The sequence below is a fragment of the Vibrio scophthalmi genome, assembly GCF_040869025.1.
GTDB classification, from domain to species: Bacteria; Pseudomonadota; Gammaproteobacteria; order Enterobacterales; family Vibrionaceae; genus Vibrio; species Vibrio scophthalmi.
Window position 1 is genome coordinate 266,162 of sequence record NZ_CP134271.1, and the last position, 24,381, is coordinate 290,542.

Consider the following 24,381-nt stretch of genomic DNA (forward strand, 5'->3'; position numbering starts at 1 on the left):
TTAGAATACCGCAAAAGGGTTGCCCTAGTCTTCTAGGGCAACCCTTTTTGTTTCTCTATGCGTTTATTGTTTTTGAAAGAAGATCGTCACCTGTCCGACTTCTAAGCCGAATTTACTGATTTTGGTAATATTAAACAGGTGCTTGTCATCTTGACGGTAGAGCCAATCGTCCATTGAAACTTGAGTGGTTCCCTCTCCCCAAGGCAATTGCAGATCATATTGCCAGTGCATCACATGCCCCAACTCAGCCCCTTTTGCTACCCCAACTACATCGTTGGCCGTGCCTTGATAGCGTCCATCAGATTGGCGCTCAATAACCCAAATTCGTTGTTGCTGCTCTCCATCGTCAAACACAAAATCCTCGACCAAAGTCAAACGATCGCCCTCAACGCTCCCAACTATCACCACCTCAAAACGGCGAGTTTGCTTATCGCTGAAGTCTTGTACCATCCCCCATGCGGTCGTTTCGCCACTAAAATACTCAAACAGATTAAAGGTCGGGGTCGACGTCTCTGAACGGTATTCCCTGAGCTGAGTATTACAACCTAGCAGCATCCCAATGAAAATAATGATAAGCGCGAATTTTGTCTTCATTTTGTTTGCCCTATTAGATTCCTTCGCAGGTCTGCATACTCCGTTTTAGGCGATAACCAAATCGCTAAAAAAGCATCGTTAAGCTGCTCATCATCAATCGTTCCCAACGCTTGGGTTGACTTCGCATTTGGAGAAAACTCAAAGTAACCACGCTCTCCATCTGTGATGTAGGTTAACCTCTCTCCCTGCTTCACACTGGGAAAAATAGAGGTCAACTCCTCTATCCATTGCTTCGCTTGTACGCGGTTGTAGCCTTGCTTTATCCACTGCTCATAGGTGGCATCCAACAGCTGTTCCTGACTGATACTGCGCTGATATTCAATGCTTAATGCTAAGGGATGTGGGCTCAGATCTTGAGTTACCTGATAGCGCCCAGTCGGGCTCAACAATGTGGAGTTATAAACATCAAAAAAAAGCACGCTTAGCTCAGCGCGACCAACCGTAGGCCACTGTTGCCAAGCACAGGACTTGCACTGATCTTTTTCGGCGACATTAACAGCAAATGCGTTGATGCTTATTAACGCTAAAGCCGCAGCAATCAAATACCGGACCAGTAATAATCGACTAACCCATCCTTGCTTCTTCATCTTGCAAACTCCTGATACACAACGCCGTAATTGCAGCCCAAACAAAAAATAACCAAGTAAAGGTAAACGGTATTGAGTAGCCCAATTGAACCGCGCCGAGCTTGTAACCAGCCAAGTAGCTTAAACTGCCAGCTAGGCCCCCAATAAGTGATACGAGCGCAAGTGGATAACGGCTCACAACAGGCACCAGAAACTGCGCATACCACATAAACATTGCCCAAAGTACGATTAACCACAGAGGCAGAAAACGGGTATCAAATATCAATATCCCCAAGTGTAAATTGACCATATCGATGCCAATACCAATACCAGTTAACAGCAACCATTTTTGCCAAACTATTACCCTCAATCTCACACTCAGGCCCAAGGTAATCAGTAAGCAAGCCAACGTCAGCCATTGCCATTGTTCACTGCCAACGACGGCCACAAACCAAATAACTTGAAACCAAGTAGAAGCAATCAATAACCTCTTAAACTGGCTCATCAGTTTTGCCTATGGTCTTTGAAAGGTCATGTGAACCGTGCTAATGGTTTTGGCTCGAAAACCGCCTTCGCAATAGCAGAAGTAATAGTTCCACATACGAATAAAGCGCTGATCAAAACCGAGCTCTGTCACCGTATCGAGATTACGATTAAATCTGTCATGCCAATGGCGCAGTGTTTTTCCATATTCCTCACCAATGTCGAAGAGATCTCTCATCACTAAATCACTATTTTGCGTCGCAGCTCCAGTCAGTGCGGTAATAGAAGGCAAAAAACCGCCGGGAAAGATATATTTCTGTATAAAATCAACATTGTTGCTGTAACTTTTATAACGTTGATCCGCGATAGTAATCGCTTGAATAGCCATTAACCCTTGTGGTTTCAGTAAGGTTTGGCACTTGTGAAGATAAGAAGAAAGATACTCCTTACCGACCGCTTCAATCATTTCAATCGAAACTAATTTGTCGTATTGACCTTCCAGCAAGCGGTAGTCTTTTTTAAGTAACGTAATTTGTTGGGTTAAACCAAACTGTTCAATCTTATTTTTGGTGTAATCAAACTGGGCGTCAGAAATAGTGGTTGTGGTGACTTTACAGCCATAATTTAGCGCCATGTATATCGCCATAGCTCCCCAACCGGTACCTATTTCAACCACATGATCGGTTGGTTTCAGTTGTAATTGTTGGCACAAGCGTTCCATTTTATTAATTTGCGCTTGGGCTAAAGAGTCTTGATTCGATTCGAATATCGCTGACGAATAAAGCATATTCTCATCAAGAAAAGTCTCATAGAGCTCATTACTCAAGTCATAATGCGCAGAGATATTCTTTTGCGAGTTTTCGACCGTATTGCGATTCAACCAGTGACTAAATTTATTTAACATCGTCGAGAGAAAGCTGCTGCGGCTTTCAATACTATCCAGTGCGGATAAATTTAATGCCATTAATTCCATTAACGCGGTCAAATCAGGAGACTCCCACCAGTCATCCATATACGCTTCTGCGGCTGCAATACTGCCGCCTTTCAACAGGCGACTATAAAATGCCGGATTTTTCACCGTAATCATCGCCGCTGGTTGGTTAGGCCTATGTTGGCCAAAACGTTCGCGATGCACCACTTTACCCGGCTCAAATTCTTCGGTGATATTCAAAGTGCCTATCGACAATTTACACAAACAATTAAATGCCACGCTACGTGCGGTTTTATCTAATGTACTGAGTTGCTTAGGAAGTGTCAGTGTTTGAGTAGCCATATTCCTATGCTCCTTGCTTATCGTTACTGTTATTTGGGCAGCTATTGGTACTGTCATATTTTTGATGCTTAGGCATCGATTTATTTGCCGCAGTTAACTTGGTATGGGTGTAAATAGGTGCGCCTTTTATCCACAACTTGAAGGCGTGCCAATAAATTCCGACGACGACTTTTACTGCCATCACAGGCGTTGCGATCAAGTGACGTATGAGATTATTTGAACGCAACGGCGTTTTTTTCATCACCATCGTCGCTTCAAACTCTTTGCTTTCTCGGTGACATTCGAGATGAACATTGAGCGATCTATCTAACGGCTTAATACGCCATCGGTAGGTTTGTTCGATTGGATTAAATGGCGAAACATGGAATGCTTTCTGATGCTCAAAACATCCAGATTCTGTCGCAGGAATAGCGTAGTAGTGGCGTTCATTCCACGGTGTATTGCTCACTTCTGCCAACAAATAACGCCATTCGCCTTGTCGGTCATAAACGTAATAGAAGTTCACCGGGCTGAAGTAGATACCCAAGTAACGCAAATGAATAACCGCTTCAACCTTGCCTTGCAACCGCTCCCCTGTTAACTCTTCGACCTTATCAAATACCGCTTGTTTTAAGTCGCCTTCTCCGAGGTAATCCGCTCGACGAAACCTCGCCCAATGCCACCAGCGTTGGCCTATTCCCCACACCTTTGTGAATACGCTATCCAGTTCATCGAGATCCAGACACGGCATAAACATCGGGTAGTTCAGCTCATGCTGAATTGGCTCACGCCGCTTGTGCCTCACCATGCCGACCAATAAAGAACTGTTCATATCAAGCCGCCCCTTGCTGTAAGCGAGGCGCTACCTTTATCTCAGCTTGAGACTCAATCGCTTTAACTACATCTAGCGCACTGCGCACGCCATCCTCATGGAAACCGTTGTACCAATAAGCACCACAGAACCAACTACTCATCTCGCCATTAATACTGTCTCGTTTGGATTGAGCCATCATTGACTCACGACTGAATACCGGATGGCTGTAATTAAAAGTGCGCAATATTTTGCTCGGATCGATTTGGCTATCACTGTTTAAGGAAACACAAAACGTCTCTTTGCTCTCGATATGCTGCAAAATATTCATATTGTAGGTCAGCGTCGGCGGTACACTCTGCTCAACATCGGAGCCTGTTAGGCGATAATTCCAAGCCGCCCAGGCAGCTTGTCGCTTAGGGAGTAAGCTGGTATCGGTGTGTAACGTCACCTGATTGTTTTGATACGCAAGGTTGGAGAGAACGTCTTGCTCCTCAGAAGTCGCATCATTTAACATTGCGAGTGCTTGGTCACTATGGCAAGCAAAGATAATTTGGTCAAAATGCTCCACCTCACCATTCACCATCACCTGTACCCCGCTCACATCACGCCAGACTGATTCAATCGGTGATGACAGGCGAATACGCTCAGCAAACCCTTTAGTGACAGCCGGTATATACGCCCTTGAACCGCCATCAATGACATACCACTGCGGACGGTTAACCACATCAAGCAAGCCGTGGTTAAGAAAAAATCGGGCAAAGAAATCCAGAGGAAAGGCTCGCATATCTGCCAAGGTGGATGACCATATCGCCGCCCCCATGGGCAAAATATAATTGTCACTGAAATAATCGTTAAATTGGTACTGACGTAAAAAGTCACCGAGAGTTTGCTCCCCATGACTTTGGTGAGGTTCAAGCGCTGCAACGTGATTTTTGACTAAACGGTTAAAACGCAAAATATCGAAAATAAATTTATAAAATCCAGGTTTGAACCAATTGCGCTTTTGAGCAAATAACGTCGTAAGAGTATGGCCGTTGTACTCCAGCCCGTTCGCTTGGTTAGAAACACTAAAACTCATTTCCGTCGCAACGCCTTTCACCCCTACCTCATCCATTAAATTAATAAAGTTAGGATAGGTACGATCGTTGTAAACAATGAAGCCTGTATCTACGGCATACTCGATTCCGTTACTGACAACATCGACCGTTGCGGTATGACCACCAATATAGTCATTAGCCTCAAACAGAGTAATATCATGCTGTTGATGCAAATAATAGCCGCAAGTCAATCCTGATATACCGGTGCCAACAATTGCAATTCTCATGATTATCGTTCCTTTATTCTTGGATTAATTTGGCCGTAATTCGGTTTTGCCAGCGATAAGGGAGTAAGCCAAGCAAACGTAGAATCAAGGTGAATCGTGTAGGGAAATAGATATAGCTATCACCGCGCTCAATACCTTTGCGAATCGCTGCCGAGGCTTGGTCGACATCAACCATCATTGGCATATCGAAGGTATTTTTGTCAGTAAGAGGTGTGCGCACAAATCCGGGGTAAACCACAGTAACGTTGACGCCGTCGGGTTTTAGTGTCTGTTGCAATGTTCGGCCGAGATAACTCACCGCCGACTTTGAAGCGCCATAAGCCTCGGCTCTGGGTAATGCCAGCTCACTGGAAATCGAACCAACAATAATCACCTGCGTGCCGCGAACAAAATGCGGTTGCGCTGCTTCTATCGCATACACCAACCCCATGACATTAATTTCAAACACGCGACGAATGATGTCACTGTCCAATTGCCCTTTTTCGATATACTCACAGTCACCGGCATTAAAGATCCAAACATCCGGGATGAGAGGCAGGGTTGAGAGAATTTGCTGCGTTTGCTGTTTGTCTGTCAGGTCAAAACACAAGGCCTCTAACCCGTTATAGTCTCTGCCCAGACTCTCCAGTGCTTGTTGATTTCGGCCACAGGCAATCACTCTATGCCCCGCTTTTAGGTAATCTTGCGCTAATTGATGGCCAATGCCTGAGGTTGCGCCAGTGATAAATACCGTCTTCATTCGCCTAGCCTCTGTTTAATGGTACGGATAACCGAGCCAAGCAGCGGCAAATTCTCATACAGCATCTCACCGAGATCAAAATAGTCACGGTGATAAATAACTTTACCCTCTGCAAACTTAATATGGCTGACACCATTCACATAGATGGTGTTGCCACGATGGAGCTTGGGATGTTCGAGTGCCATCGTCCATGTGATAAATCCAGCCGCTCCCTGCTGTTGTAGATCTTGAATATCAAACTCACAGCGCTGGACATTGCTATACAAGTTTACAAAGTAGCGCTTTAACTCATCCCACCCCTCAAGGCGATGTGCTGCATCTTCAAACACAACATCTTGGTGATAGACGTCATCCAAAAGATACAAGTTCGATTTGTTAAGTTGTTGGTATATTGAACCAACATCGGCAACGTCCATGCTATCCCCTCAACTAACTTGTACAGTAATTTTTAATGTACAATAAACGTAGAACAATAAATTAAGTTGTACAAGATTAATTTTGTATAACTTATTTGACTTACGTAAGCGAAGATAGATGGATCAAAAAAGGCTTGGAGATTATCCAAGCCTTTTGTCGTAAATTGATGAGGTTAACTAAATCGTTACAAACCGTTACGCAGTGCTGCAATACGTTTGTCTAATGGCGGGTGGCTCATTAGCAGTTCAGTCATTGACGCTTTACCATTAATACCAAATGCCATCATTGAGCCTTCAAGTTGAGATTCGTGGCTCATTTTCAAACGCTCTAGTGCAGCGATCATTTTCTCTTTGCCGACCAATTGAGCAGCACCAGCATCGGCATAAAACTCACGATGACGGCTGTACCACATCGTCAAGAAGCTCGCTAAGAAACCAAACACCAGTTCAAGCACCATCGAAACACCGAAGTAAACCATCATGTTGCTACCACCTTCACCTTCTTCATCACTGTTCGATGAAACGATGTTAGCGATAAAGCGCGATAGGAAGATAACAAAGGTATTTACCACACCTTGCATCAAGGTCATCGTCACCATGTCACCGTTCGCAATGTGACTCACTTCGTGTGCAAGAACCGCTTCTGCCTCATCACGAGTCATATTGTGTAGTAGACCAGTAGAAACAGCCACTAGCGAATCATCACGCTTAGCACCTGTCGCAAATGCGTTAATATCACCCGATTCGTAGATCGCGACCGTTGGCATACCAATACCAACTTGTTGAGATTGGCGGCGAACCGTTTCTAGCAACCAATGTTCAGTTTCATTACGTGGGCTCTCAATCACCATGCCGCCAACTGAGCGTAGGGCCATACCCTTTGACATCATCAATGAGATAAATGAACCACCAAAACCAAATACAGCCGCCATGACCAATAGGCCAGATAGACTACCAGGCTGCATCCCCGTAACAGCATAAACAATATTCAGAACAACACTTAAAACCAAGACGACGGCTAAGTTGGTTGCAAGGAATAACATGACTCGTTTCATTACTTTTCTCCGAAACAGAAAGCTTTTTGTTAGTGGCTAACGTGCATAGCATATCGAGTTAAAGATAAATTACACCGCAGCCTTTAGTCTACCATCTGATTCCACTCATCCGGTTAGCATATAGATATAGTCTAATCACTTTAAACACAAGGGCTAGAAGTAAATTGAAACATTTGTTTGCACCTTAAATTAAAAGCTCAACCGCCACAAAACAGATAAACGGCAGAATACGCCCCAAGACGTTAGACTTTGGTCTTATTGTAGACCACGAGAAAAGTGCTAAATTTCTAAAGATACAGTTATTTCGCTTGTATCTATATTTCATGCAACAACGTCAAAGGAATGCAAAATGGTTGAAACAAATAACTATCAAATGGCTATCGATCTTTTGTGCTGTCACCTTGGCATTACTGAAGATGAAGCAAAGCAACAACTAGGCTTAACCACTGATCAACAAATGCAGCAGCGCGTTGCAGAAACGCAATCAGCCCTGTTTGGCATGACCGCTGAGATGTAATACCACCACTGCCATAACCTGGTTGGTGTACACTTATTTGATAAAAAAAGGCTGCCAAATGGCAGCCTTTCTTTTTTCGAACGCTTCTTTTATCAACCGGTATTTCTACGCAAGTAATGGAGAAACATCAATATACTTAGCGAGATCTTTTCTCTTTACTGCGGGTACATATGGGATTTCACCAATTTTTGGCGCACTGATTTTTTGCTCCAGCATTTCAATGATTTCCGCGTAGTTTTCCGTACCTGGGTTAATGCGGTTCGCTACCCAACCGGCTAACTCAAGGCCATCGGCTTTGATTGCATCCAAGGTCAGCAATGCATGACTTAAGCAACCTAATTTAATGCCAACAACTAAAACGACAGGCAACTTCTCTTGCTGAACCCAAGTTGATAGGCAATCCGTATCGGAAACAGGAACGCGCCAACCACCCGCGCCTTCAACCAATACGATGTCTGAGTTTTGCTTGTGTTGAGCAAGCTTCTCACTTAATAGCGCATAATCAATCACGACATTTTCGCGCTTAGCCGCAATATGTGGCGAAGCCGGTAGCTCAAGCGCATAAGGGTTTACATCCGCATAATCAACATCAACCGTCGCAGCATTCTGTAAATATAAGGCGTCTGAGTTACGCATGCCTTGTTCTGTTTTGTCGCTACCTGCGGCAACAGGCTTATAGCCTATCGTCTGTAAATTCTTTGCCGCTAACGCGTTCAAAATCGCTTTTGATGCGACTGTTTTCCCAACATCGGTATCCGTACCTGCAATAAAAAATGCATCAATCATAGATTAATTATCCCCAAACAAACCTGATATGTTGCGGGTAGAAGACCCTGATGTTCTTGACGAAAGATCTGATATTCGCGCTCAAGCTGTCTCAACGAATGTCGACTCGTTAAACCTTGAGAGCGCCCTACAACATAATTTGCCCCAATGCCTTTTAAATCTCGCATCAAGCCAAGTGCAGAGTCATACCAAACCACAATTGCTGGCAAGTCTAAGTGATGGGTATGACAGTGAGATTGAGCTAACGCAATATTTACCTGATTGAGTGAGATAAAATCGTTGACGTGTTGATATGTGTCAATTTTCGCCCAAGCCTGTTTAAGTTCGCGTAAAGAGCCATCTAACAAAGTCGAAAACAACAGCTGTCCACCGGGTTTGGTGACTCTGCGCATTTCTCGCAGTGGCACCGCAAGATCTTGGCACCATTGCAACGCTAAACTTGAAAAAACATAATCGAATTGATTATCAGCAAAAGGCAATTGCTCTGCATCGCCCTGCTGATAGTGGACTCTTTCTTCCCCGCAACGATTTTTAGCTTGCTGCAACATCGCCCTCGAGAGATCAAACGCAACGACTTCTGCCCCTCGATCTCTTAACTGCTGGCTAAAATAGCCTGTCCCACAACCGACATCGAGAATACGATAAGAGGAGAGATCGCTCGGTAATTGGTTGATCAAACGAGTCCCCACATCACGCTGGAAAGCAGCGTGCTGATCATAACCTAATGCCGCTTTGCCAAACGCCTCGGCAATCGCGTTCTTATCGATATAACTTACATCCATATCGAGTTCATCGACTCGTAAAGCAGGATTCATAAATCAGTTCTCCAACGCCAATTTCAACTCTGAGGCCAACTGAGCCACTTGTTCTAGAGTGTGATTCGCCGTTAAGGTTATTCTCAATCTCGCACTGCCAACGGGAACGGTCGGCGGCCTTATCGCGGTTAGCCAGAAGCCCTTCTCTTTAAGTCGCGTTGCCAGCGACAATGCTCTCTCACTGGATCCGACTAACAGCGGCTTGATCGGTGTTTGAGTATCGACATAGCCTGGTAGTTGTCCACACAAGTCGTGATAACACGCTTGCAGCTGTTGGAGTTTATCGCGACGCCATTGCTGGCTATCAATCATATCGATGGCATGAGTCAGGGTGTATGCGAGGCTGGGTGGGATCGCCGTGGAATAAACATGATGACGAGCAAATTGGGTGAGGTAATCCCCCGTTGGCTCATCACACAGTATCGCCGCCCCTGATAAACCAAAGGCTTTACCAAATGTCACGACCAATAACTGGGGTCTGACTTTCGCCTGATCACAACTGCCACGGCCCTGTTGACCTAACACACCAATACCGTGGGCATCATCCACCGCCAGCCACGCCTTATCACAAGTGATGTCTGCCATTGCTCGCAAAGGTGCGAGGTCGCCATCCATACTAAAGACGCCTTCAGTCATCACTAACGAATGCTCTTCGATAAGATGCTGTAGATGAGTGAGGTTATTGTGCTTAAAGCGTTTCATTGTCGCTTCTGACAACATACCCGCTTCCATTAATGAGGCGTGATTGAGTTTATCTTGCAGCAATAAATCGCCTTTTTGCAGCAAAGCAAATATCAACGCTTGGTTGGCAGAAAATCCCGAACTAAATAAAATCGCGCGCGTGTAACCCAACCATTGGCATAAACGCTGCTCTAGCGTTTGATGAGCATGACTAAAACCAGTAACCAGAGGAGAAGCACCGCTGCCATTACCAAACCGATCAATGCCTTTTTTCCAGACTCCCGCCAGCTCTACATCACTCGCAAGCCCCAAATAATCGTTACTGGAAAAGTTAATATAACTCTGATCAGCTTGGTATAACTTGGCGGTATTGGCGCAATCCAAACGCGTCAGTTGTCGCTGAAGTCCATGCTTTTTCCGTTCAGCAAGTGCTTGGCTTATGCGCTGATCAAACGTTAGCTTCATAAAAAAGATCATCCGCCGAAGGTCTTGCTGCTACTCGTTCCACAACGCGATCAAGCAATTCGTTTTCTTCGATCTCATCAGGGCGTTGCGACACTTGCTGACTATTGATTCCCAGCTTGTTAAATAGCTGCATATCTTTGTCTTCAGACGGGTTTGGTGTGGTCAGGAGTTTACAACCATAGAAAACCGAATTCGCGCCCGCCATAAAGCATAAGGTTTGCATCTGCTCATTCATGTTTTCACGCCCTGCAGATAGGCGAACTGCTGACTGCGGCATCATAATTCGGGCAATCGCAATAAGGCGGATAAAGTCGAACGGTTCAACATCATCGACGGTTTCTAGTGGCGTGCCTTTTACCTTAACCAACATGTTAATCGGTACACTTTCAGGGTGAGTGGGTAAGTTTGCTAGCTCAACCAAAAGACCGACACGATCACTGGCACTTTCTCCCATGCCGATAATGCCACCGGAGCAAATTTTCATTCCCGCATCACGCACGTGAGATAAGGTATCAAGGCGATCTTGATAAGTACGCGTGGTAATAATATTGCCGTAAAACTCAGGCGAGGTATCAAGATTGTGGTTGTAGTAATCAAGGCCGGCACCGGCGAGTTTTTCAGCCTGATCTGGCGTGAGCATGCCCAAGGTCATACACGTTTCTAAACCCATGCCCTTCACACCTTTAATCATTTCGGTCAGGTGTGGCATATCGCGCTCTTTAGGGTTTTTCCAAGCCGCCCCCATGCAGAAACGGGTAGAGCCGGCATTTTTCGCTTTTTGTGCCGCATCTAGAACACGTTCAACTTCCATCAAACGTTCTTTCTCGACATCGGTGGTATAACGAGCACTCTGCGGGCAATATTTGCAATCTTCTGGACAAGCGCCCGTTTTAATTGAGAGCAACGTACTGACCTGCACATAGTTATGTTGTTGAAATTGACGATGAACCAACTGCGCTTCAAACAACAGATCCATGAACGGCTTTTCCATTAGCTGCTGCACTTCTGCAACAGTCCAGTTATGACGAACTTCCACGTGTTTTCCTTTTTATATCCCTGCTAGTTCATGATGAAACTAGAGTGCTCACTTGAATTTTGCTCTTGGCTAGTCTAACCACAGACGTTAGACTGTCAACACAAATGAAAAACCGAAGTTTACAATTGGTTATTTATTAACCAGATTAATCATGGAAGTACTTATGGACTTAGCGTTTGATCGTCGTCATATCTGGCATCCCTACACATCAACCCTGACACCTCTGACCTGCTATCCTGTCAGTCGCGCCCATGGCGTGTATCTACAATTAGAAGATGGTCGCGAGTTAATCGATGGCATGTCCTCTTGGTGGTCAACCATCCATGGTTACAATCATCCGCATCTTAACCAAGCTGCTCATCAGCAAATCGATCAGATGTCCCATGTCATGTTTGGTGGCATTACCCATCAACCCGCCATCGATTTATGTAAGCAGTTGGTCGCGATGACAGCCGAGCCTCTCCAGCATGTTTTTCTCGCCGACTCCGGCTCGGTCGCTGTAGAAGTTAGCCTAAAAATGGCGTTGCAATATTGGCAAGCGAAAGGCGAATCGCGCAGTCAATTTCTTACCCTGCGTGATGGCTATCATGGTGATACCTTCGCGGCGATGTCTGTCACCGATCCTGATAATTCAATGCACTCGCTCTACAAAGGCTTTCTGCCTCAACATATCTTTGCTCAATCGCCAAAAACCGGTTTTTGGCAGCAATGGGATGAGAGTGATCTCGATGATTTTAAAGCCAAACTTACCCTGCACCACCACGATATTGCAGCAGTGATCTTAGAGCCAATCGTGCAAGGTGCTGGCGGGATGCGTATTTATCACCCGAAATTTTTACAGGGTGTACGCCGTTTGTGTGATGAGTTTGGCGTGTTGCTGATCTTAGATGAAATCGCGACTGGCTTTGGCCGCACCGGCAAGTTGTTTGCGTATGAACATGCGCAAATCGAACCCGATATACTCTGTTTAGGCAAAGCGCTCACCGGCGGTTACATGACACTTTCTGCCACGCTGACAACCTCGCATGTTGCCAATACGGTTTGCGGTGGGGAAGCAGGTTGCTTTATGCATGGCCCTACCTTTATGGGCAATCCCCTCGCCTGTGCAGTTGCCAACGCCAGCATGGAGATTCTTGCGCAAGAAGAATGGCAAGCGCAAACGCAAGCGATTGAAACCCAATTTGCACAGCAACTGCCGCTTTTAACCGAACACCCTTTAGTTAAAGAGGTTCGTTGGCTAGGCGCGATTGGGGTTGTCGAAGCCACCACCGCGGTGAATATGGAAACCATCCAAGCGCACTTTGTTGAGCAAGGGGTTTGGATTCGCCCATTTGGCAAACTGATTTATATGATGCCGCCATTTATTAGTACGCCACAACAAATAGACACACTCATTGCAGCGGTTCACAGCGCATTAAATCGCCCTGAGTGCTTTCAATCCCTCTCGTAAACGAAAAAGAGTTGGCATAATGCCAACCCTTTAAAATCTGTTTATCGAACTCAATTACTCTTGATCGATCATCCAGCGACGGAACTCTTTACGTTCTTCTTTATTCGCTTGTAAGTACCAAGCTTTTAGTTGCTCAACATTCTTCACTACCGCTTTAGGTGCTTGAGTGGTTGCTTTTGCAGTGCTATTCGCAGTTGCTACTGCCGATGCAGTCGCAACAGCTACTGGAGCCATTTCAACCGCCACTGGTGCATCAATCAACTGACCATCTTGGAAGTAGATACCGCGTTGCTGATTATGTTTTGCAACGATTTCGTCCATGCCCGCGTATGGCATGAAGCCTTTTTTGCCTTCGACTACCGCTTGAGTAAATTCAACCGGTTGACCATTCGCTTCAACACCCCAACCCGGTTTTGCTTTAGCGAATTCTTCTTGCGCTTCCATCTCGCTAAACATTTTTGGCAAGGTAATTTTATAGTCCGCATCTTGAGCATCAAAGTTGATGGTGTAAGGTTTAGAAGTAAACACCTTAGCGCTACCACCCTTGCCCAACTTGTCATCTAATTTAACGATAACTTGGGTAAAACCTTCATCAATTTCGTTTGTGCCAATTTTTTGCTCAGCCGCTTGACCGTTAATGTACAGAATAGAAATTCCTCGATTAGCGCTCAGTTCAGCAGCTTGAAGAGGAAGGGCTAGCAATGTTGCTGCAAATGCAAATAAACCTTTAGCGTTCAAAGGAATCTCCTAAAAATAGTCTTTGTTTGATGTAATAATTGAAAAAGCCACCCGAAGGTGGCTTTTAGTATAACTATGTTAGCGCATTCTTAGAATGATGCTTTAACACCTACTGCGAATGCAGTTGTGTTGTCACGGTATTCAGCAGGCTGGTTAGCATCTGCCATGTTAGTTTTACCGTCGTTACCAGCAACTTCAGCGTAAACTGTTGTGTTTGGTGCTAGGTTGTAACCTGCGTTTAGGAACCAGCTGTTTACGTCTTTCGCGTTATCTTCAGCAGCTAGAGAGTAAGCAGTTGCAAACGTCCACTTACCTAGGTAGTAATCAGCACCAAACGTGTACACGTTAGTGTCTGCATCTGTTGCATCTTTGTTAGTTGCGTAGTAACCAAGACCTAGACGGATATTCTCAAGGCCAGAGTAATCGATTTCAAAACCGTGTGCATCTTCATCTGTACCTAGTGCTGGCACTTCGAAATCAAGGTTTGCATAGAATACAGATAGGTCAAAGTCTGCTACGCGGTAACCAATACGGCCATCAACATAATCAGCATCTGTTTTAGCGCCGTGCTCGTCACCCATTTTATCTTGAACGAAACCTACAGTAGTGTAGAAAGTGCCGTTGTCGTAATCGTAACGGATACCTTCGTCACGACATGCGTAATCACCTGAAGCGCCTTGGTAAAGTTTGTTTACGTCAAATTGGTAATCGCTAGTGATGCCACCTAGGTCATCGACAGCCGTACAAAGACGACCGAACTTGATAGAACCGTAAGTTTTTGAGTAAAGCGCTACGTAAGTATCGCCGTTTTTAGTTACTTTAGCGTTGTTATCGTTAGAACCATCAAATGCCCAGTAACCGCCGAATTGTAGATCATCGTTGATTGCGTAACGAACGTCAAAACCGAAATCTGCATCTTCGATTTGTTGCTTCATTGAGCTCTCTTTGAAAGAGTTTTGGTAAGTAACTTCGATGTCACCGTGTAGGTCAACAGTTACGCTGTCTTGGTTGTAAACTTCGAATGCTTGTGCAGATGTTGCTGCAAAAAGTACTGAAAGAGCTACTAGAGTCTTTTTCATAATAATCCACTGCCTTTTCTTTAGAGAGGAAATCCGTATCCGGTTCCCTTTATGTTTGGTGGCGATTTGTGCTCTTTAATGGCTCAATATCACCGCTCTCAAATTTCGAAGCCTAGATTGCAAAAGATTATTCTGCGTGTCAAATCTTATAAAAACCAAATATAAAAAAACATAAAAACCATTTAAAACAGTAATTTACATAATTTGCACCCCATTTTTCGATTAACTTCTAACCATTGTGATGCTTTTATCACTAGATGAAGTTCGTCGCAAAATTAGTGCATTCCCCTTAATTTATGCGACAAAAATCACTACCGCGGTATTTTATGCTATTTTTAGTGCCATTTAGCTTGAGGATATTTTTCACATTTAGAATTAATTCTAAGTTCATGAAGGTTCAATCTTTTTTTGTGAAGGAGATCGAGATTTAGCTGAAAAGGATTCTATTTCGTGAACTACGTAACGCTTAGATAAGTGTGCTACACTCGCTTTCCGTGAGAAAGGCGCCCGTATGTCAAACAGTAAAATACAACAATCAATTCGCAAAAGTTATCAAAACCTCCAAGCTCAGCTGGATAACTTTGTCCCTCGTCGAGCACAGAACTACCTTGTTGCAGAAATTACCAAAACATTGTGCGGTGAGTACCATAAATCAAACCGTATGATTGTCGCGGAAGCAGGAACAGGGATCGGAAAATCACTTGCCTATCTAATGGCCACTATACCTGTTGCGGTACAAAGTAACCGCAAGGTAGTGATTTCGACTGCAACCGTGGCGCTACAAGAACAGTTAATCGATAAAGACTTACCTCTGTTTCGTCGCATCACCGACCGTGAATTTTCATTCCAGCTTGCCAAAGGCCGACAACGCTATTGCTGCGCAGAAAAGCTCGCCACCGCCTGTGGCGCTGACGGTGGCCAACTCGCCATGTTTGAATCTAAGCCAAAGAAGAAAGATATCGAACTGCTTGAGCGCTTACATAAAGCATTCCAACAAGGCAAGTGGGATGGCGACCGTGACTCATGGCCAAAAACCATTGACGACGAATTATGGCTGCATATCGTCAGTGATAAGCATAGCTGCAACAACAGTATGCCTTCACATCGAGGCTGTCCTTTCCAAAAAGCCCGTTCAGAGCTCGACAAGGCCGACGTAATCATTGCCAATCACAGCTTAGTGATGGCGGATGCCGATCTTGGTGGTGGCGTGATCTTACCTGAACCTGAAAATACCATTTATGTGTTTGATGAAGCGCACCACCTACCACATGTGGCACGAGATCACTCCTCGGCCGCGGCTAGCCTAAAAGGCGCAGCGACATGGTTGGAACGGCTTAACCAATCGGTGACCAAGTTTGCTAACTTGGCGGATGAAAAGCGCGTAAGTCGCTTTCGTAATGAACTTCAAGATTCAATCCAACAACTGATCCCCTCATTAACGCAGTTATCGGGCCGCTTCGATCCTACCCACTTTGTTGATGGTCTCTACCGTTTTGAACATGGTGAATTGCCGAGTTGGTTAGAAGAAGAATCAAAGCAGCTAAAAATCCTGTCACATAAAGGCGCACAAGCCACCGCTAAAATTGCCGACCTGATTGCCGAACGTGTTAAAGAGGGCGAAATTGCTGCGCGTCTCGCTGAACCGGCGCTGGCTGAACTGGGTTTCTATATCCAACGTATGGATAACCTCGCCCAAGTTTGGCGCCTAATGGCAGAGCCACAACGAGAAAAAGGCGCGCCACTGGCACGTTGGTTAGCCGTCAGCCCTGAGCGAGAAAGTGATTTTGTCGTGAATGTGTCACCGTTAGAAGTTGGCTGGCAGTTAGATCAGCAAATTTGGAGCCGCTGCTTAGGCGCTGTATTGGTGTCAGCGACGATGCGGGCACTCAACTCGTTTAGCTTCTTTTGTCGTCAAGCCGGTATCAGTGAGAAAAACGAGGACGGCACTCGCTTTCTGGCGCTCGCTTCACCGTTTGATTATCAGAATCAAGCGGAATTACACATACCCAAAATGAAGTATGAACCGCAAGCGAGTGAATTTACGGAATATCTTATTGATATTCTGCCTAACCTAATTGAAGACAAACAGGCCAACTTAGTTTTATTCTCTTCTTACTGGCAGATGAATCAGGTCGCGCAAGCACTTGAATCTCTATTTATAAAAAAAGGTTGGGCTTTACAAGTTCAGGGCAAAGAGTCGCGTACTGAAATTCTCAATAAACATAAAACCTTAGTACAATGTCAAAAAACCAGCATATTGTTTGGTACTGGTAGCTTCTCCGAGGGGTTAGATCTTCCCGGCGAGTTATTAGAAAACTTGATAATCACTAAGATTCCGTTTGGCGTACCGACTTCACCCGTAGAACAAGCTCACGCAGAGTACATTGAGCAAAAAGGCGGTAATCCGTTTATGCAAATTACTGTACCTGACGCGAGCAAAAAGTTGATTCAATCGGTAGGACGTTTAATACGTAAAGAAAGAGATTGCGGCAAAGTGATTATTCTTGATAGACGTATCGTGACTAAACGCTATGGTCAATCACTACTGGACTCATTACCTCCGTTCAAACGAATCATTGAATAAATTAAGTGGGACAAGCTAGCGACATACGCTCTAGCCGATATAAAAATAGAACCACGGACAAAGAAGAAGACTAAATGGAAATGTTAGAGCCAACCATGTTGTTGGTATTAGCGCTTGTCGCATTTTTTGCTGGATTTATTGATGCTGTTGCTGGTGGTGGTGGCATGTTAACCGTGCCTGCCCTCCTTTCTCTCGGGTTACCGCCACATGTTGCGCTTGGCACTAACAAACTTGCGGCCAGTTTCGCCTCTTCTACCGCCGCATTTACCTACTATAAAAAGCGCTTATTCAATCCTCGTTGTTGGGGGCGCTCTTTCGTTGCAACCTTTATTGGCGCGATTATTGGTACGCTAGTGGTGGACTCGATTAGCACCCAATGGCTTGAAAAAACGCTGCCTCTGATCATTTTAGCCGCCGCGATTTATACCATTTGGCATAAAACACCGAAAAATAGCAGTAATGAACCACCACCACCCTGCCCAACCTTCCACAAAAAACAGGTTGGCCAAGGCGTCATTCTCGGTTTTTATGATGGTGTGGCAGGGCCTGGAACCGGTGCGTTTTGGACCGTTAGTACCATGGCACTCTACCGCCTCAACATATTAGTGGCCTCAGGTGTTGCCAAGGCGATGAACTTCACGAGTAATTTCACCTCGCTGATCACTTTTGCTATCTTAGGCCATATTGATTGGGTACTCGGTTTAACAATGGGCGTATGCTTGATGGCAGGCGCTTTTGTTGGTGCACACTCCGCCATCCGATTTGGCGCCAACTTTATTCGCCCGATTTTTGTTACTGTCGTCAGCATACTGGCGATAAAACTGGCTTATAACGCGTGGTTTGTGGCTGTATGAATCAACTAAAACAACTTGTCGCGACACTCGACCAACTCGCCATCCAAGCGGCGCAGATCGATCGTCGCCGTAATGAACACCATCAACCCCTGTTTGATGAGACCCTTTTTCACTGCAAAGCTCGTTTATTGGTTCCTTGCGTCAAAGAAACGCACTCAACGCTAGATACGATTATTCGCGAACAAGATAGCGGTCGACTGACCTCATTACGAGCCGAGTATTTAACCGAACGTTTATACGCTCAATTGGCGGCGCTGCAACGCGAAATCGCCACTCAGCCAATCCGTAAAAACGAGCCGAAGCACTATAGCCATTACCAAAAGCCGATCAATGTACTCTATCAAGAACTTGCCCAACATCAAGATTGGGAAAGACGCCTGATGGAAATGGTTCGCGATAAACTTGCCGAACTTGAAAGTGCTCCCCCGTTTGCACAACAAACCGCTCAACAAGCGTTACTTTCTACTGAGCAGCGTCTAGAACGCTGTCGTGCTGCGAAGCTCAAAATAGAAAAACAAATTACCTACCGTGAGAGACATCAATAACTATGACGCAATCTGTAAGCGGCCTTGATAATGCGCCAGATGAGATAAAGCTGGCCGTCGATCTTATCTATCTATTAGAAAGCAACGAAGTGGACCCTCAAACCGCATTAGCCGCGCTTGAAATCGTCCAATCGGATCTTCAAGCCAAACTGGCCACCCAAGCATAACGGAAAGAGAGATGTTCACACTCAATATCAACATCGCCGAGTTTCTAGAAACTTATTGGCAAAAAAAGCCGGTCGTGATCAAAAATGCGTTCAAAGATTTTGTTGACCCAATTTCCGCTGAAGAAATTGCCGGCCTCTCGCTGGAAGAGATGATCGATTCCCGTTTTGTCTCCAACAAAGATTCGCAATGGACAGCCCAACACGGCCCATTCGAGGAATCTTTCTTTGACGATTTACCGGAAACCCATTGCCAGTTGATCGTTCAGGCTTGCAACCATTGGCACAGTGAAACCGCACAACTGATCGAACCTTTTAAGCAGCTGCCTCAATGGCTGTTTGATGATGTAATGGTTTGCTACTCCGCTCCTCACGGTGGGGTTGGCCCCCACATCGATCAATATGATGTTTTCATCATTCAAGGCCAAGGCAAAAGAGAATGGAAAGTTGGCGCTAAAGACATTGGTCAATACCAAGAAATCATTCAAGGTGGTGCGCTGCGACAAATCGAAGGCTTTGATTCAATCATCGATGAAATTTTGCAGCCGGGCGATATGCTCTATATCCCGCCGGGGTTCCCTCATGAAGGGACAACATTAGAAGCCAGTTTGAGTTATTCACTGGGCTACCGTTCACCGACGGAGCAAGAGCTATTGAGTCATTTTGCCGATCATCTGATCGCTCATGATATTGGCAACACTCACATGCATGATCCAGCGCTTCCTGCACAAACTCAGCATGGTCAAGTTGGTACGCAAAGCCTCAACGTGTTAAAGCAAATGCTGCGTAAAGCTCTAGAAGATGATGATGTCATTGATCGCTTTATTGCGACACAGCTAAGTCAATCTCGCCACCAAATGAATATCATTGAAGCCGAACCGGAATACAGCCTCGAAGAAATCGATCAATTGTTGATGCAAAATACGGTTTGGGAAAAAGTAGCTGGATTAAAAACGCTCTATCTCAGTGAAAATTCAGAGCAGTTATTCGTCAATGGTGAATGCTTCGATATCGATAGTAAAGATAAGCAAATTATCAGCTTACTGTGCGATCAAGAATCCTTCAGCAGTGACGACATTCATCGCGAATTGCAACCTAAAACTCGTCATACCTTAATGACGCTGATTAATCTCGGCTATTGGTACGTAGCCTAACCATCGTATCCGAAAAGAAATGAGATAAGGAATCAAACATGAAAGTAGTTTCTTTTAATATTAATGGCTTGCGTGCAAGACTTCACCAACTCGAAGCGCTAATTGAAAAACATCAACCTGATGTCATTGGCCTACAAGAAATCAAAGTTCATGACGAAGCTTTCCCGCTAGAAGCTGTCGAAGCGATGGGTTACAAAGTTTACTATCACGGCCAAAAAGCCCACTACGGCGTCGCAATGTTATGTAAACAAGCACCAATTTCGGTACAAAAAGGTTTTCCAACCGATAACGATGAACATCAAAAACGCATGATCATGGCAACATTTGAAAATGCGGCGGGGGAAAAAGTGACGGTGCTAAATGGCTATTTCCCTCAAGGTGACAATATCAACCATGAAACCAAATACCCATACAAGCGCCAGTTTTATAAAGATCTGATGAACTACTTAAATGATCATCACAGCAGCGATGAACAAATTATCGTGATGGGTGATATTAATATCAGTCCACTCGATAGTGATATTGGTATTGGCGAAGTGAACCGTAAGCGTTGGCTAAAAACGGGTAAATGCTCATTCCAATTAGAAGAGCGTGAATGGTTAAAAGATCTACTTGATTGGGGATTCATTGACACCTTCCGCCAAATTCATCCTGACGTGACCGATAAATATTCGTGGTTTGACTACCGCTCTCGTGGCTTTGATGATAATCGCGGTCTACGTATTGACGTTATTCTTGCAACAAAATCATTAGCTGAACGTTGTATTGAGTCCGATATTGATTACCCTCTGCGTGGTATCGATAAGCCATCCGATCACGCACCAATTTGGTCAACGTTTAAATAAAAACAATACCAACAAGGTATTGCTGCATAATTAAAGGGTTTCTTAAAAATAGGAAACCCTTCATATCCACTTGATTTTAAAACATAAATTTTTACCGAATATTATTCAAAGCTAATATTCGCCATTTGTCTTCCTCGCTCTATTGATTATTACAATGTTAGGATTGCGTTAATTTTTCGCGATGTAGCATTGGTTGATATGGAAATCAAAAAGAAAGATTGGGAACAACTTACCCCATTTAACAAAAAGGTATTCTATACCCTTATTATGGCGGGGTTTGTTCTTAACGCTCTTATTTTGGTTGTTCCGATTTACAGCCTACAAGTTTTTGATCGCGTACTCACTAGCCAAAGTCTCGATACCTTATTTTTAATCAGTATGATTGTTTTGTTTTTACTGATTATCCAATCTATCTTAGACATTTTAAAAAATCGTTATCTACACCAAAAATCAGCCAAGTTAGATGCGTTGATTTCCAGCTTTTTCTATCAAAGACTGACGATAAGTAACGGTAAAAATAGCGCCAGTTTGCAAGATGTGCGCGAGATAAAATCATTCATGACCTCTCCGGCATTTTCGCTCGCCTTTGATATGATTTGGGCACCATTATTTCTCCTGGTGATGTTTCTTCTCCATCCTGTCGTGGGGTTTGTCGGTCTAAGCGCCGTTTTACTTGTGGGTGGTTTTTCTCTCTATATTTATAGAAGTAAAACGCAGCAACATGCAGACTCACAAGTTGCAACGTCTGCGTGTCGTTTTGCAAGCGAACAAGCCACCACCCAGCGTGACAATATACAAGCTCAATACCTAGCCGATGGCCTCAATCAACAATTTCAGCACATGACTGCAGAAAGAGTCTGGTTTGATCAACAGCTTGGCTTGACCTCAACAACATTGGCTTCTATCGCCAAATGTCTACGTTTCACTTTGCAGATGGCCATTATGGCCGTGGGTGCTTGGCTGGTTATCGAAAACACCATGTCCGCTGGTGGCATTATTGCCGGCTCCATTCTTATGTCTCGTGTGCTGCAACCTTTTGAGCAACTGGCCAGTACTCTGCAAGCATGGCAACATTCCAATGCCGCCAATCAACGCATTTGCGCCTACTTTGCCAATCTACCTCAAAGTAATAACACCACCCACTTTAGCGACATTAATGGTTCACTCCACATTGATAATGTTTCTTGGTATCCACCAAAAGCAAAGCTACCACTACTCAAAAATATTCGCCTTAAATTGGAGCCCGGCAACCGTGTCATGATTATGGGTGCCAGTGGTTCAGGAAAAACCGCTTTGTGCCAACTGTTGGTCGGCTTATCACAACCCAGTTCAGGCTCTGTGAGAATCGACACTGCGAGTTTACCGCAGTGGGATGCCAATCAACTAAAAGGGGTCATTGGTTACGTACCACAAAAATTTGATTTTTTGCCGGGAACGATCAAACAAAATATCGCCCATTTTGATCAGAACATAAATGATAGTGACGTTATCAGTGCTGCCAAAGCCATCGGCATCCATCAGGATATTGTCCGCCTTGAGCATGGCTATAATACGCCGTTGGGCCCCACTGATCTGCCTATTTCAATGGGACTTGCGCAAGCAATCGCCATTGCCCGCGCCCTCTACTACCGCCCTAAGCTGCTTATTTTCGACGAAGCAAATGCCCACCTCGACAACATCAGGCTCGGTGCTTTCAAGCAGCTGCTCCTACAACAAAAACAGCAAGGTAGCGCTGTGGTGATGATTTCTCATCAACGCGAGCTGATTGCGTGTGTCGATTGGGTGGTTACGCTAGAGCAAGGTGAAATTACAACGGCGAAAAAAGCTGAGCAGATCACTGCCGAACAAGAAAGCAAAGTGCGCGAAATAAAACAGGCGGTATCCCATGGCTGATCCTATGTTTCACCAAATAAAAAGTGATGGTATCGAGTATCAAGATTCACGCAGTTTGAGTTTTGATCCCAGTACCACCAGCAAAATAACGCTTGGTGTTGTTCTATTGATGTTGTTCGGCTTTTTACTCTGGGCAACCTTTGCCAAGCTGAGTAGCGCCGCGATCGCTCCGGGCGTCATCATTGTTGAATCAAAACGTAAGCCGATTCAACACCTAGAAGGGGGAATCGTTAAAACCATTCATATTGCCGATGGTCAAGCGGTTGAACGAGGCGATCTATTGATCACCCTCGATGCGTCACAAGCGCACGCCCAACTCTATGGTTTACGTGCACAATGGCAAAGTGACCTTGCGCGGCTAAATCGATTACAGTCCGAACTCAGTGACCAAAAACGCATTCAATTTGATCCTCGCTTAATTGAACTTAAAGACGATCCTCGCGTGCAAACCATACTCGACACACAAGCGAAGTTATTCGATAAACGCCGCTCATTACGTCGTGGTGAGGATAAAATCCTCAACGAAAAAATTGCTCAAGCGAATCTCGATCTTGATGGGCTGCGTAAACGTTATCAAGCCGATGAACAAGGTTTGGTTTACTTAACTGAGCAGTTAAAAATGCACGAAACTCTGCTTGAAACAGGTAATACATCCAAATCTCGTTTGCTCGATTTAAAACGAGAATACAGCGATTTAAACGGCAACCTCGCGGAATTAGATATCAAGATTAATCGCGCTCAACGTGGTGTTTCAGAGGCACAATTGCAAGACACCAATGCCGACTTCGATTATGCCAAGCAAATTGGTGAAGAGATTCAACAACTCGAGCGTTCAATCAACGAAACCAATCAAGCCATGATTAATGCCCAACAAGTTCTGAATCGAATTGAAATCCGTGCGCCTCAGTCAGGCGTCGTGGTTGGCCTCTCTGTATTTGCTCAGCAATCGGTCATCTCGCCTGGAGAAAAAATCATGGAAATTGTTCCTCAGCAAGATCAACTGATTGTAGAGGCTTTGTTGAAACCAGAAGATATCGATGTGGTTTACCTTGGACTGGATACCCAAGTTCGACTCTCCGCGTACAACTTTCGCCGCACCCCGCCAGTAAGGGGAAAACTGGTCCACATTTCTGCTGACCGAATCACCGATCAAGCATCTGGATCTTCAGCTTACCTTGCCCAAATCGCGCTAAATCAAGACGATTTAGCCGTACTGCAAGACGTGACGTTATACCCAGGTATGCCCGCTGAAGTAATGATACTACTCAATGAAAAAACACCGCTTGATTACTTACTTAGCCCATTATCGGTCAGTGCGTATAAAGCGATGCGAGAAATTTAGTTAAGGGAAATGAGCGGGATATCTCCCTTTGTTTTACTAGTGCCAATCTACATCACTACAAAGCAGATTAGTACAGCGATATCCCAAACAACATAACAACGAGAAAAGCCAAACCTATCGCGAGGTAGGGACGGAAAGCTGCAGGTCTCATTCCATTGAGATGGCTGAGCCGCCTCACATTAATCATCCG

The 24,381-nt window shown here is 44.8% G+C and carries 25 protein-coding genes and 1 riboswitch; of the genes, 10 read left to right on the forward strand and 15 right to left on the reverse strand.

Annotated features, from left to right (window positions below):
• Positions 1–63: 63 nt before the first annotated feature.
• The 9 genes from RJD38_RS01100 to htpX form a co-directional block, all read right to left on the reverse strand.
• On the reverse strand, positions 64–594 hold the full coding sequence (locus RJD38_RS01100; protein WP_065430584.1) for a DUF3833 domain-containing protein: 531 nt from the start codon (positions 592–594) through the stop codon (positions 64–66).
• Positions 591–1,181: a chalcone isomerase family protein gene (locus tag RJD38_RS01105; RefSeq protein WP_083181363.1), complete on the reverse strand. Its 591-nt coding sequence runs from the start codon at positions 1,179–1,181 to the stop codon at positions 591–593. The genes RJD38_RS01100 and RJD38_RS01105 overlap by 4 nt, the downstream gene beginning before the upstream one ends.
• Entirely contained in the window at positions 1,159–1,665 is a 507-nt protein-coding gene (locus RJD38_RS01110) for a DUF2878 domain-containing protein (protein ID WP_065430585.1), read from the reverse strand. The genes RJD38_RS01105 and RJD38_RS01110 overlap by 23 nt, the downstream gene beginning before the upstream one ends.
• 9 nt (positions 1,666–1,674) lie before the next feature.
• A complete protein-coding gene (locus tag RJD38_RS01115) occupies positions 1,675–2,916 on the reverse strand; it encodes an SAM-dependent methyltransferase (RefSeq protein WP_065430586.1) in 1,242 nt (413 codons plus the stop codon).
• A gap of 4 nt (positions 2,917–2,920) precedes the next feature.
• On the reverse strand, positions 2,921–3,727 hold the full coding sequence (locus RJD38_RS01120; RefSeq protein ID WP_065430587.1) for a DUF1365 domain-containing protein: 807 nt from the start codon (positions 3,725–3,727) through the stop codon (positions 2,921–2,923).
• A gap of 1 nt (position 3,728) precedes the next feature.
• Positions 3,729–5,033, reverse strand: a complete 1,305-nt coding sequence (locus RJD38_RS01125; protein ID WP_065430588.1) for an NAD(P)/FAD-dependent oxidoreductase — start codon at positions 5,031–5,033, stop codon at positions 3,729–3,731.
• Between the two features lie 13 nt (positions 5,034–5,046).
• Entirely contained in the window at positions 5,047–5,772 is a 726-nt protein-coding gene (locus tag RJD38_RS01130) for an SDR family NAD(P)-dependent oxidoreductase (protein ID WP_065430589.1), read from the reverse strand.
• Positions 5,769–6,188 carry a nuclear transport factor 2 family protein gene (locus RJD38_RS01135; protein WP_065430590.1) on the reverse strand — a complete coding sequence of 140 codons (420 nt, stop codon included), beginning with the start codon at positions 6,186–6,188 and terminating at the stop codon, positions 5,769–5,771. Before RJD38_RS01135 ends, RJD38_RS01130 begins: the two co-directional genes overlap by 4 nt.
• A gap of 185 nt (positions 6,189–6,373) precedes the next feature.
• Positions 6,374–7,243 (reverse strand): protease HtpX, encoded by an 870-nt coding sequence (gene htpX / locus RJD38_RS01140; RefSeq protein ID WP_006714223.1) that lies wholly within the window; start codon positions 7,241–7,243, stop codon positions 6,374–6,376.
• A 349-nt stretch (positions 7,244–7,592) separates the two neighbouring features.
• On the opposite strand from htpX, the gene RJD38_RS01145 reads away from it, so the two are divergent.
• Entirely contained in the window at positions 7,593–7,760 is a 168-nt protein-coding gene (locus tag RJD38_RS01145; RefSeq protein ID WP_005599558.1) for a hypothetical protein, read from the forward strand.
• 105 nt (positions 7,761–7,865) lie between these two features.
• On the opposite strand, the gene bioD is transcribed toward RJD38_RS01145, so the two are convergent.
• The 4 genes from bioD to bioB are packed head-to-tail and all read right to left on the reverse strand — an operon-like array spanning position 7,866 to position 11,543.
• Entirely contained in the window at positions 7,866–8,546 is a 681-nt protein-coding gene (bioD, locus tag RJD38_RS01150; RefSeq protein WP_065430591.1) for a dethiobiotin synthase, read from the reverse strand.
• A complete protein-coding gene (bioC, locus tag RJD38_RS01155; RefSeq protein WP_065430592.1) occupies positions 8,543–9,361 on the reverse strand; it encodes a malonyl-ACP O-methyltransferase BioC in 819 nt (272 codons plus the stop codon). The genes bioD and bioC overlap by 4 nt, the downstream gene beginning before the upstream one ends.
• A 3-nt stretch (positions 9,362–9,364) precedes the next feature.
• Complete coding sequence (gene bioF / locus RJD38_RS01160) at positions 9,365–10,507, reverse strand: 8-amino-7-oxononanoate synthase (RefSeq protein ID WP_065545962.1); 1,143 nt, start codon at positions 10,505–10,507, stop codon at positions 9,365–9,367.
• Complete coding sequence (bioB, locus tag RJD38_RS01165) at positions 10,491–11,543, reverse strand: biotin synthase BioB (RefSeq protein ID WP_065545192.1); 1,053 nt, start codon at positions 11,541–11,543, stop codon at positions 10,491–10,493. Before bioB ends, bioF begins: the two co-directional genes overlap by 17 nt.
• 163 nt (positions 11,544–11,706) lie before the next feature.
• Between bioB and bioA the strand changes: the two genes are divergently transcribed.
• The gene (gene bioA, locus RJD38_RS01170) at positions 11,707–12,993 is read left to right on the forward strand and encodes an adenosylmethionine--8-amino-7-oxononanoate transaminase (RefSeq protein WP_065545191.1); all 1,287 of its coding nucleotides are present in this window, start codon (positions 11,707–11,709) and stop codon (positions 12,991–12,993) included.
• 54 nt (positions 12,994–13,047) lie between these two features.
• Here bioA and RJD38_RS01175 read toward each other — a convergent pair whose 3' ends face one another.
• The gene (locus RJD38_RS01175; protein ID WP_065545190.1) at positions 13,048–13,731 is read right to left on the reverse strand and encodes a DUF2057 family protein; all 684 of its coding nucleotides are present in this window, start codon (positions 13,729–13,731) and stop codon (positions 13,048–13,050) included.
• An 89-nt stretch (positions 13,732–13,820) separates the two neighbouring features.
• The gene (locus RJD38_RS01180; RefSeq protein ID WP_065430596.1) at positions 13,821–14,810 is read right to left on the reverse strand and encodes a porin; all 990 of its coding nucleotides are present in this window, start codon (positions 14,808–14,810) and stop codon (positions 13,821–13,823) included.
• A 511-nt stretch (positions 14,811–15,321) separates the two neighbouring features.
• On the opposite strand from RJD38_RS01180, the gene dinG reads away from it, so the two are divergent.
• The 8 genes from dinG to RJD38_RS01220 all read left to right on the forward strand — a co-directional run bounded on the left by dinG (position 15,322) and on the right by RJD38_RS01220 (position 24,191).
• On the forward strand, positions 15,322–17,394 hold the full coding sequence (gene dinG, locus RJD38_RS01185; protein ID WP_065430597.1) for an ATP-dependent DNA helicase DinG: 2,073 nt from the start codon (positions 15,322–15,324) through the stop codon (positions 17,392–17,394).
• 74 nt (positions 17,395–17,468) lie between these two features.
• The gene (locus tag RJD38_RS01190; protein WP_065545188.1) at positions 17,469–18,248 is read left to right on the forward strand and encodes a sulfite exporter TauE/SafE family protein; all 780 of its coding nucleotides are present in this window, start codon (positions 17,469–17,471) and stop codon (positions 18,246–18,248) included.
• The gene (locus tag RJD38_RS01195; protein WP_005599536.1) at positions 18,245–18,793 is read left to right on the forward strand and encodes a primosomal replication protein; all 549 of its coding nucleotides are present in this window, start codon (positions 18,245–18,247) and stop codon (positions 18,791–18,793) included. The genes RJD38_RS01190 and RJD38_RS01195 overlap by 4 nt, the downstream gene beginning before the upstream one ends.
• 2 nt (positions 18,794–18,795) lie before the next feature.
• On the forward strand, positions 18,796–18,960 hold the full coding sequence (gene rsmS, locus RJD38_RS01200; RefSeq protein WP_005599535.1) for a pleiotropic regulatory protein RsmS: 165 nt from the start codon (positions 18,796–18,798) through the stop codon (positions 18,958–18,960).
• 11 nt (positions 18,961–18,971) lie between these two features.
• Positions 18,972–20,111, forward strand: coding sequence for a cupin domain-containing protein (locus tag RJD38_RS01205; protein ID WP_065545187.1), 1,140 nt, complete (start codon positions 18,972–18,974; stop codon positions 20,109–20,111).
• 38 nt (positions 20,112–20,149) lie between these two features.
• Positions 20,150–20,956 (forward strand): exodeoxyribonuclease III, encoded by an 807-nt coding sequence (gene xthA, locus RJD38_RS01210; protein ID WP_005599531.1) that lies wholly within the window; start codon positions 20,150–20,152, stop codon positions 20,954–20,956.
• A 198-nt stretch (positions 20,957–21,154) separates the two neighbouring features.
• On the forward strand, positions 21,155–22,849 hold the full coding sequence (locus tag RJD38_RS01215) for a type I secretion system permease/ATPase (protein WP_065545186.1): 1,695 nt from the start codon (positions 21,155–21,157) through the stop codon (positions 22,847–22,849).
• Entirely contained in the window at positions 22,842–24,191 is a 1,350-nt protein-coding gene (locus RJD38_RS01220; RefSeq protein WP_065545185.1) for an HlyD family type I secretion periplasmic adaptor subunit, read from the forward strand. Before RJD38_RS01215 ends, RJD38_RS01220 begins: the two co-directional genes overlap by 8 nt.
• 97 nt (positions 24,192–24,288) lie before the next feature.
• Positions 24,289–24,368, forward strand: a riboswitch (cyclic di-GMP riboswitch).
• The last annotated feature ends 13 nt before the right edge of the window (positions 24,369–24,381 follow it).

Excerpts from the sequence above, each read along its gene's own strand:
- RJD38_RS01100 (WP_065430584.1), bottom strand. The coding sequence starts at position 594 with ATGAAGACAAAATTCGCGCTTATCATTATTTTCATTGGGATGCTGCTA.
- RJD38_RS01105 (WP_083181363.1), bottom strand. The coding sequence starts at position 1,181 with ATGAAGAAGCAAGGATGGGTTAGTCGATTATTACTGGTCCGGTATTTG.
- RJD38_RS01110 (WP_065430585.1), bottom strand. The coding sequence starts at position 1,665 with ATGAGCCAGTTTAAGAGGTTATTGATTGCTTCTACTTGGTTTCAAGTT.
- RJD38_RS01115 (WP_065430586.1), bottom strand. The coding sequence starts at position 2,916 with ATGGCTACTCAAACACTGACACTTCCTAAGCAACTCAGTACATTAGAT.
- RJD38_RS01120 (WP_065430587.1), bottom strand. The coding sequence starts at position 3,727 with ATGAACAGTTCTTTATTGGTCGGCATGGTGAGGCACAAGCGGCGTGAG.
- RJD38_RS01125 (WP_065430588.1), bottom strand. The coding sequence starts at position 5,033 with ATGAGAATTGCAATTGTTGGCACCGGTATATCAGGATTGACTTGCGGC.
- RJD38_RS01130 (WP_065430589.1), bottom strand. The coding sequence starts at position 5,772 with ATGAAGACGGTATTTATCACTGGCGCAACCTCAGGCATTGGCCATCAA.
- RJD38_RS01135 (WP_065430590.1), bottom strand. The coding sequence starts at position 6,188 with ATGGACGTTGCCGATGTTGGTTCAATATACCAACAACTTAACAAATCG.
- htpX (WP_006714223.1), bottom strand. The coding sequence starts at position 7,243 with ATGAAACGAGTCATGTTATTCCTTGCAACCAACTTAGCCGTCGTCTTG.
- RJD38_RS01145 (WP_005599558.1), top strand. The coding sequence starts at position 7,593 with ATGGTTGAAACAAATAACTATCAAATGGCTATCGATCTTTTGTGCTGT.
- bioD (WP_065430591.1), bottom strand. The coding sequence starts at position 8,546 with ATGATTGATGCATTTTTTATTGCAGGTACGGATACCGATGTTGGGAAA.
- bioC (WP_065430592.1), bottom strand. The coding sequence starts at position 9,361 with ATGAATCCTGCTTTACGAGTCGATGAACTCGATATGGATGTAAGTTAT.
- bioF (WP_065545962.1), bottom strand. The coding sequence starts at position 10,507 with ATGAAGCTAACGTTTGATCAGCGCATAAGCCAAGCACTTGCTGAACGG.
- bioA (WP_065545191.1), top strand. The coding sequence starts at position 11,707 with ATGGACTTAGCGTTTGATCGTCGTCATATCTGGCATCCCTACACATCA.
- RJD38_RS01180 (WP_065430596.1), bottom strand. The coding sequence starts at position 14,810 with ATGAAAAAGACTCTAGTAGCTCTTTCAGTACTTTTTGCAGCAACATCT.
- dinG (WP_065430597.1), top strand. The coding sequence starts at position 15,322 with ATGTCAAACAGTAAAATACAACAATCAATTCGCAAAAGTTATCAAAAC.
- RJD38_RS01190 (WP_065545188.1), top strand. The coding sequence starts at position 17,469 with ATGGAAATGTTAGAGCCAACCATGTTGTTGGTATTAGCGCTTGTCGCA.
- RJD38_RS01195 (WP_005599536.1), top strand. The coding sequence starts at position 18,245 with ATGAATCAACTAAAACAACTTGTCGCGACACTCGACCAACTCGCCATC.
- rsmS (WP_005599535.1), top strand. The coding sequence starts at position 18,796 with ATGACGCAATCTGTAAGCGGCCTTGATAATGCGCCAGATGAGATAAAG.
- RJD38_RS01205 (WP_065545187.1), top strand. The coding sequence starts at position 18,972 with ATGTTCACACTCAATATCAACATCGCCGAGTTTCTAGAAACTTATTGG.
- xthA (WP_005599531.1), top strand. The coding sequence starts at position 20,150 with ATGAAAGTAGTTTCTTTTAATATTAATGGCTTGCGTGCAAGACTTCAC.
- RJD38_RS01215 (WP_065545186.1), top strand. The coding sequence starts at position 21,155 with ATGGAAATCAAAAAGAAAGATTGGGAACAACTTACCCCATTTAACAAA.
- RJD38_RS01220 (WP_065545185.1), top strand. The coding sequence starts at position 22,842 with ATGGCTGATCCTATGTTTCACCAAATAAAAAGTGATGGTATCGAGTAT.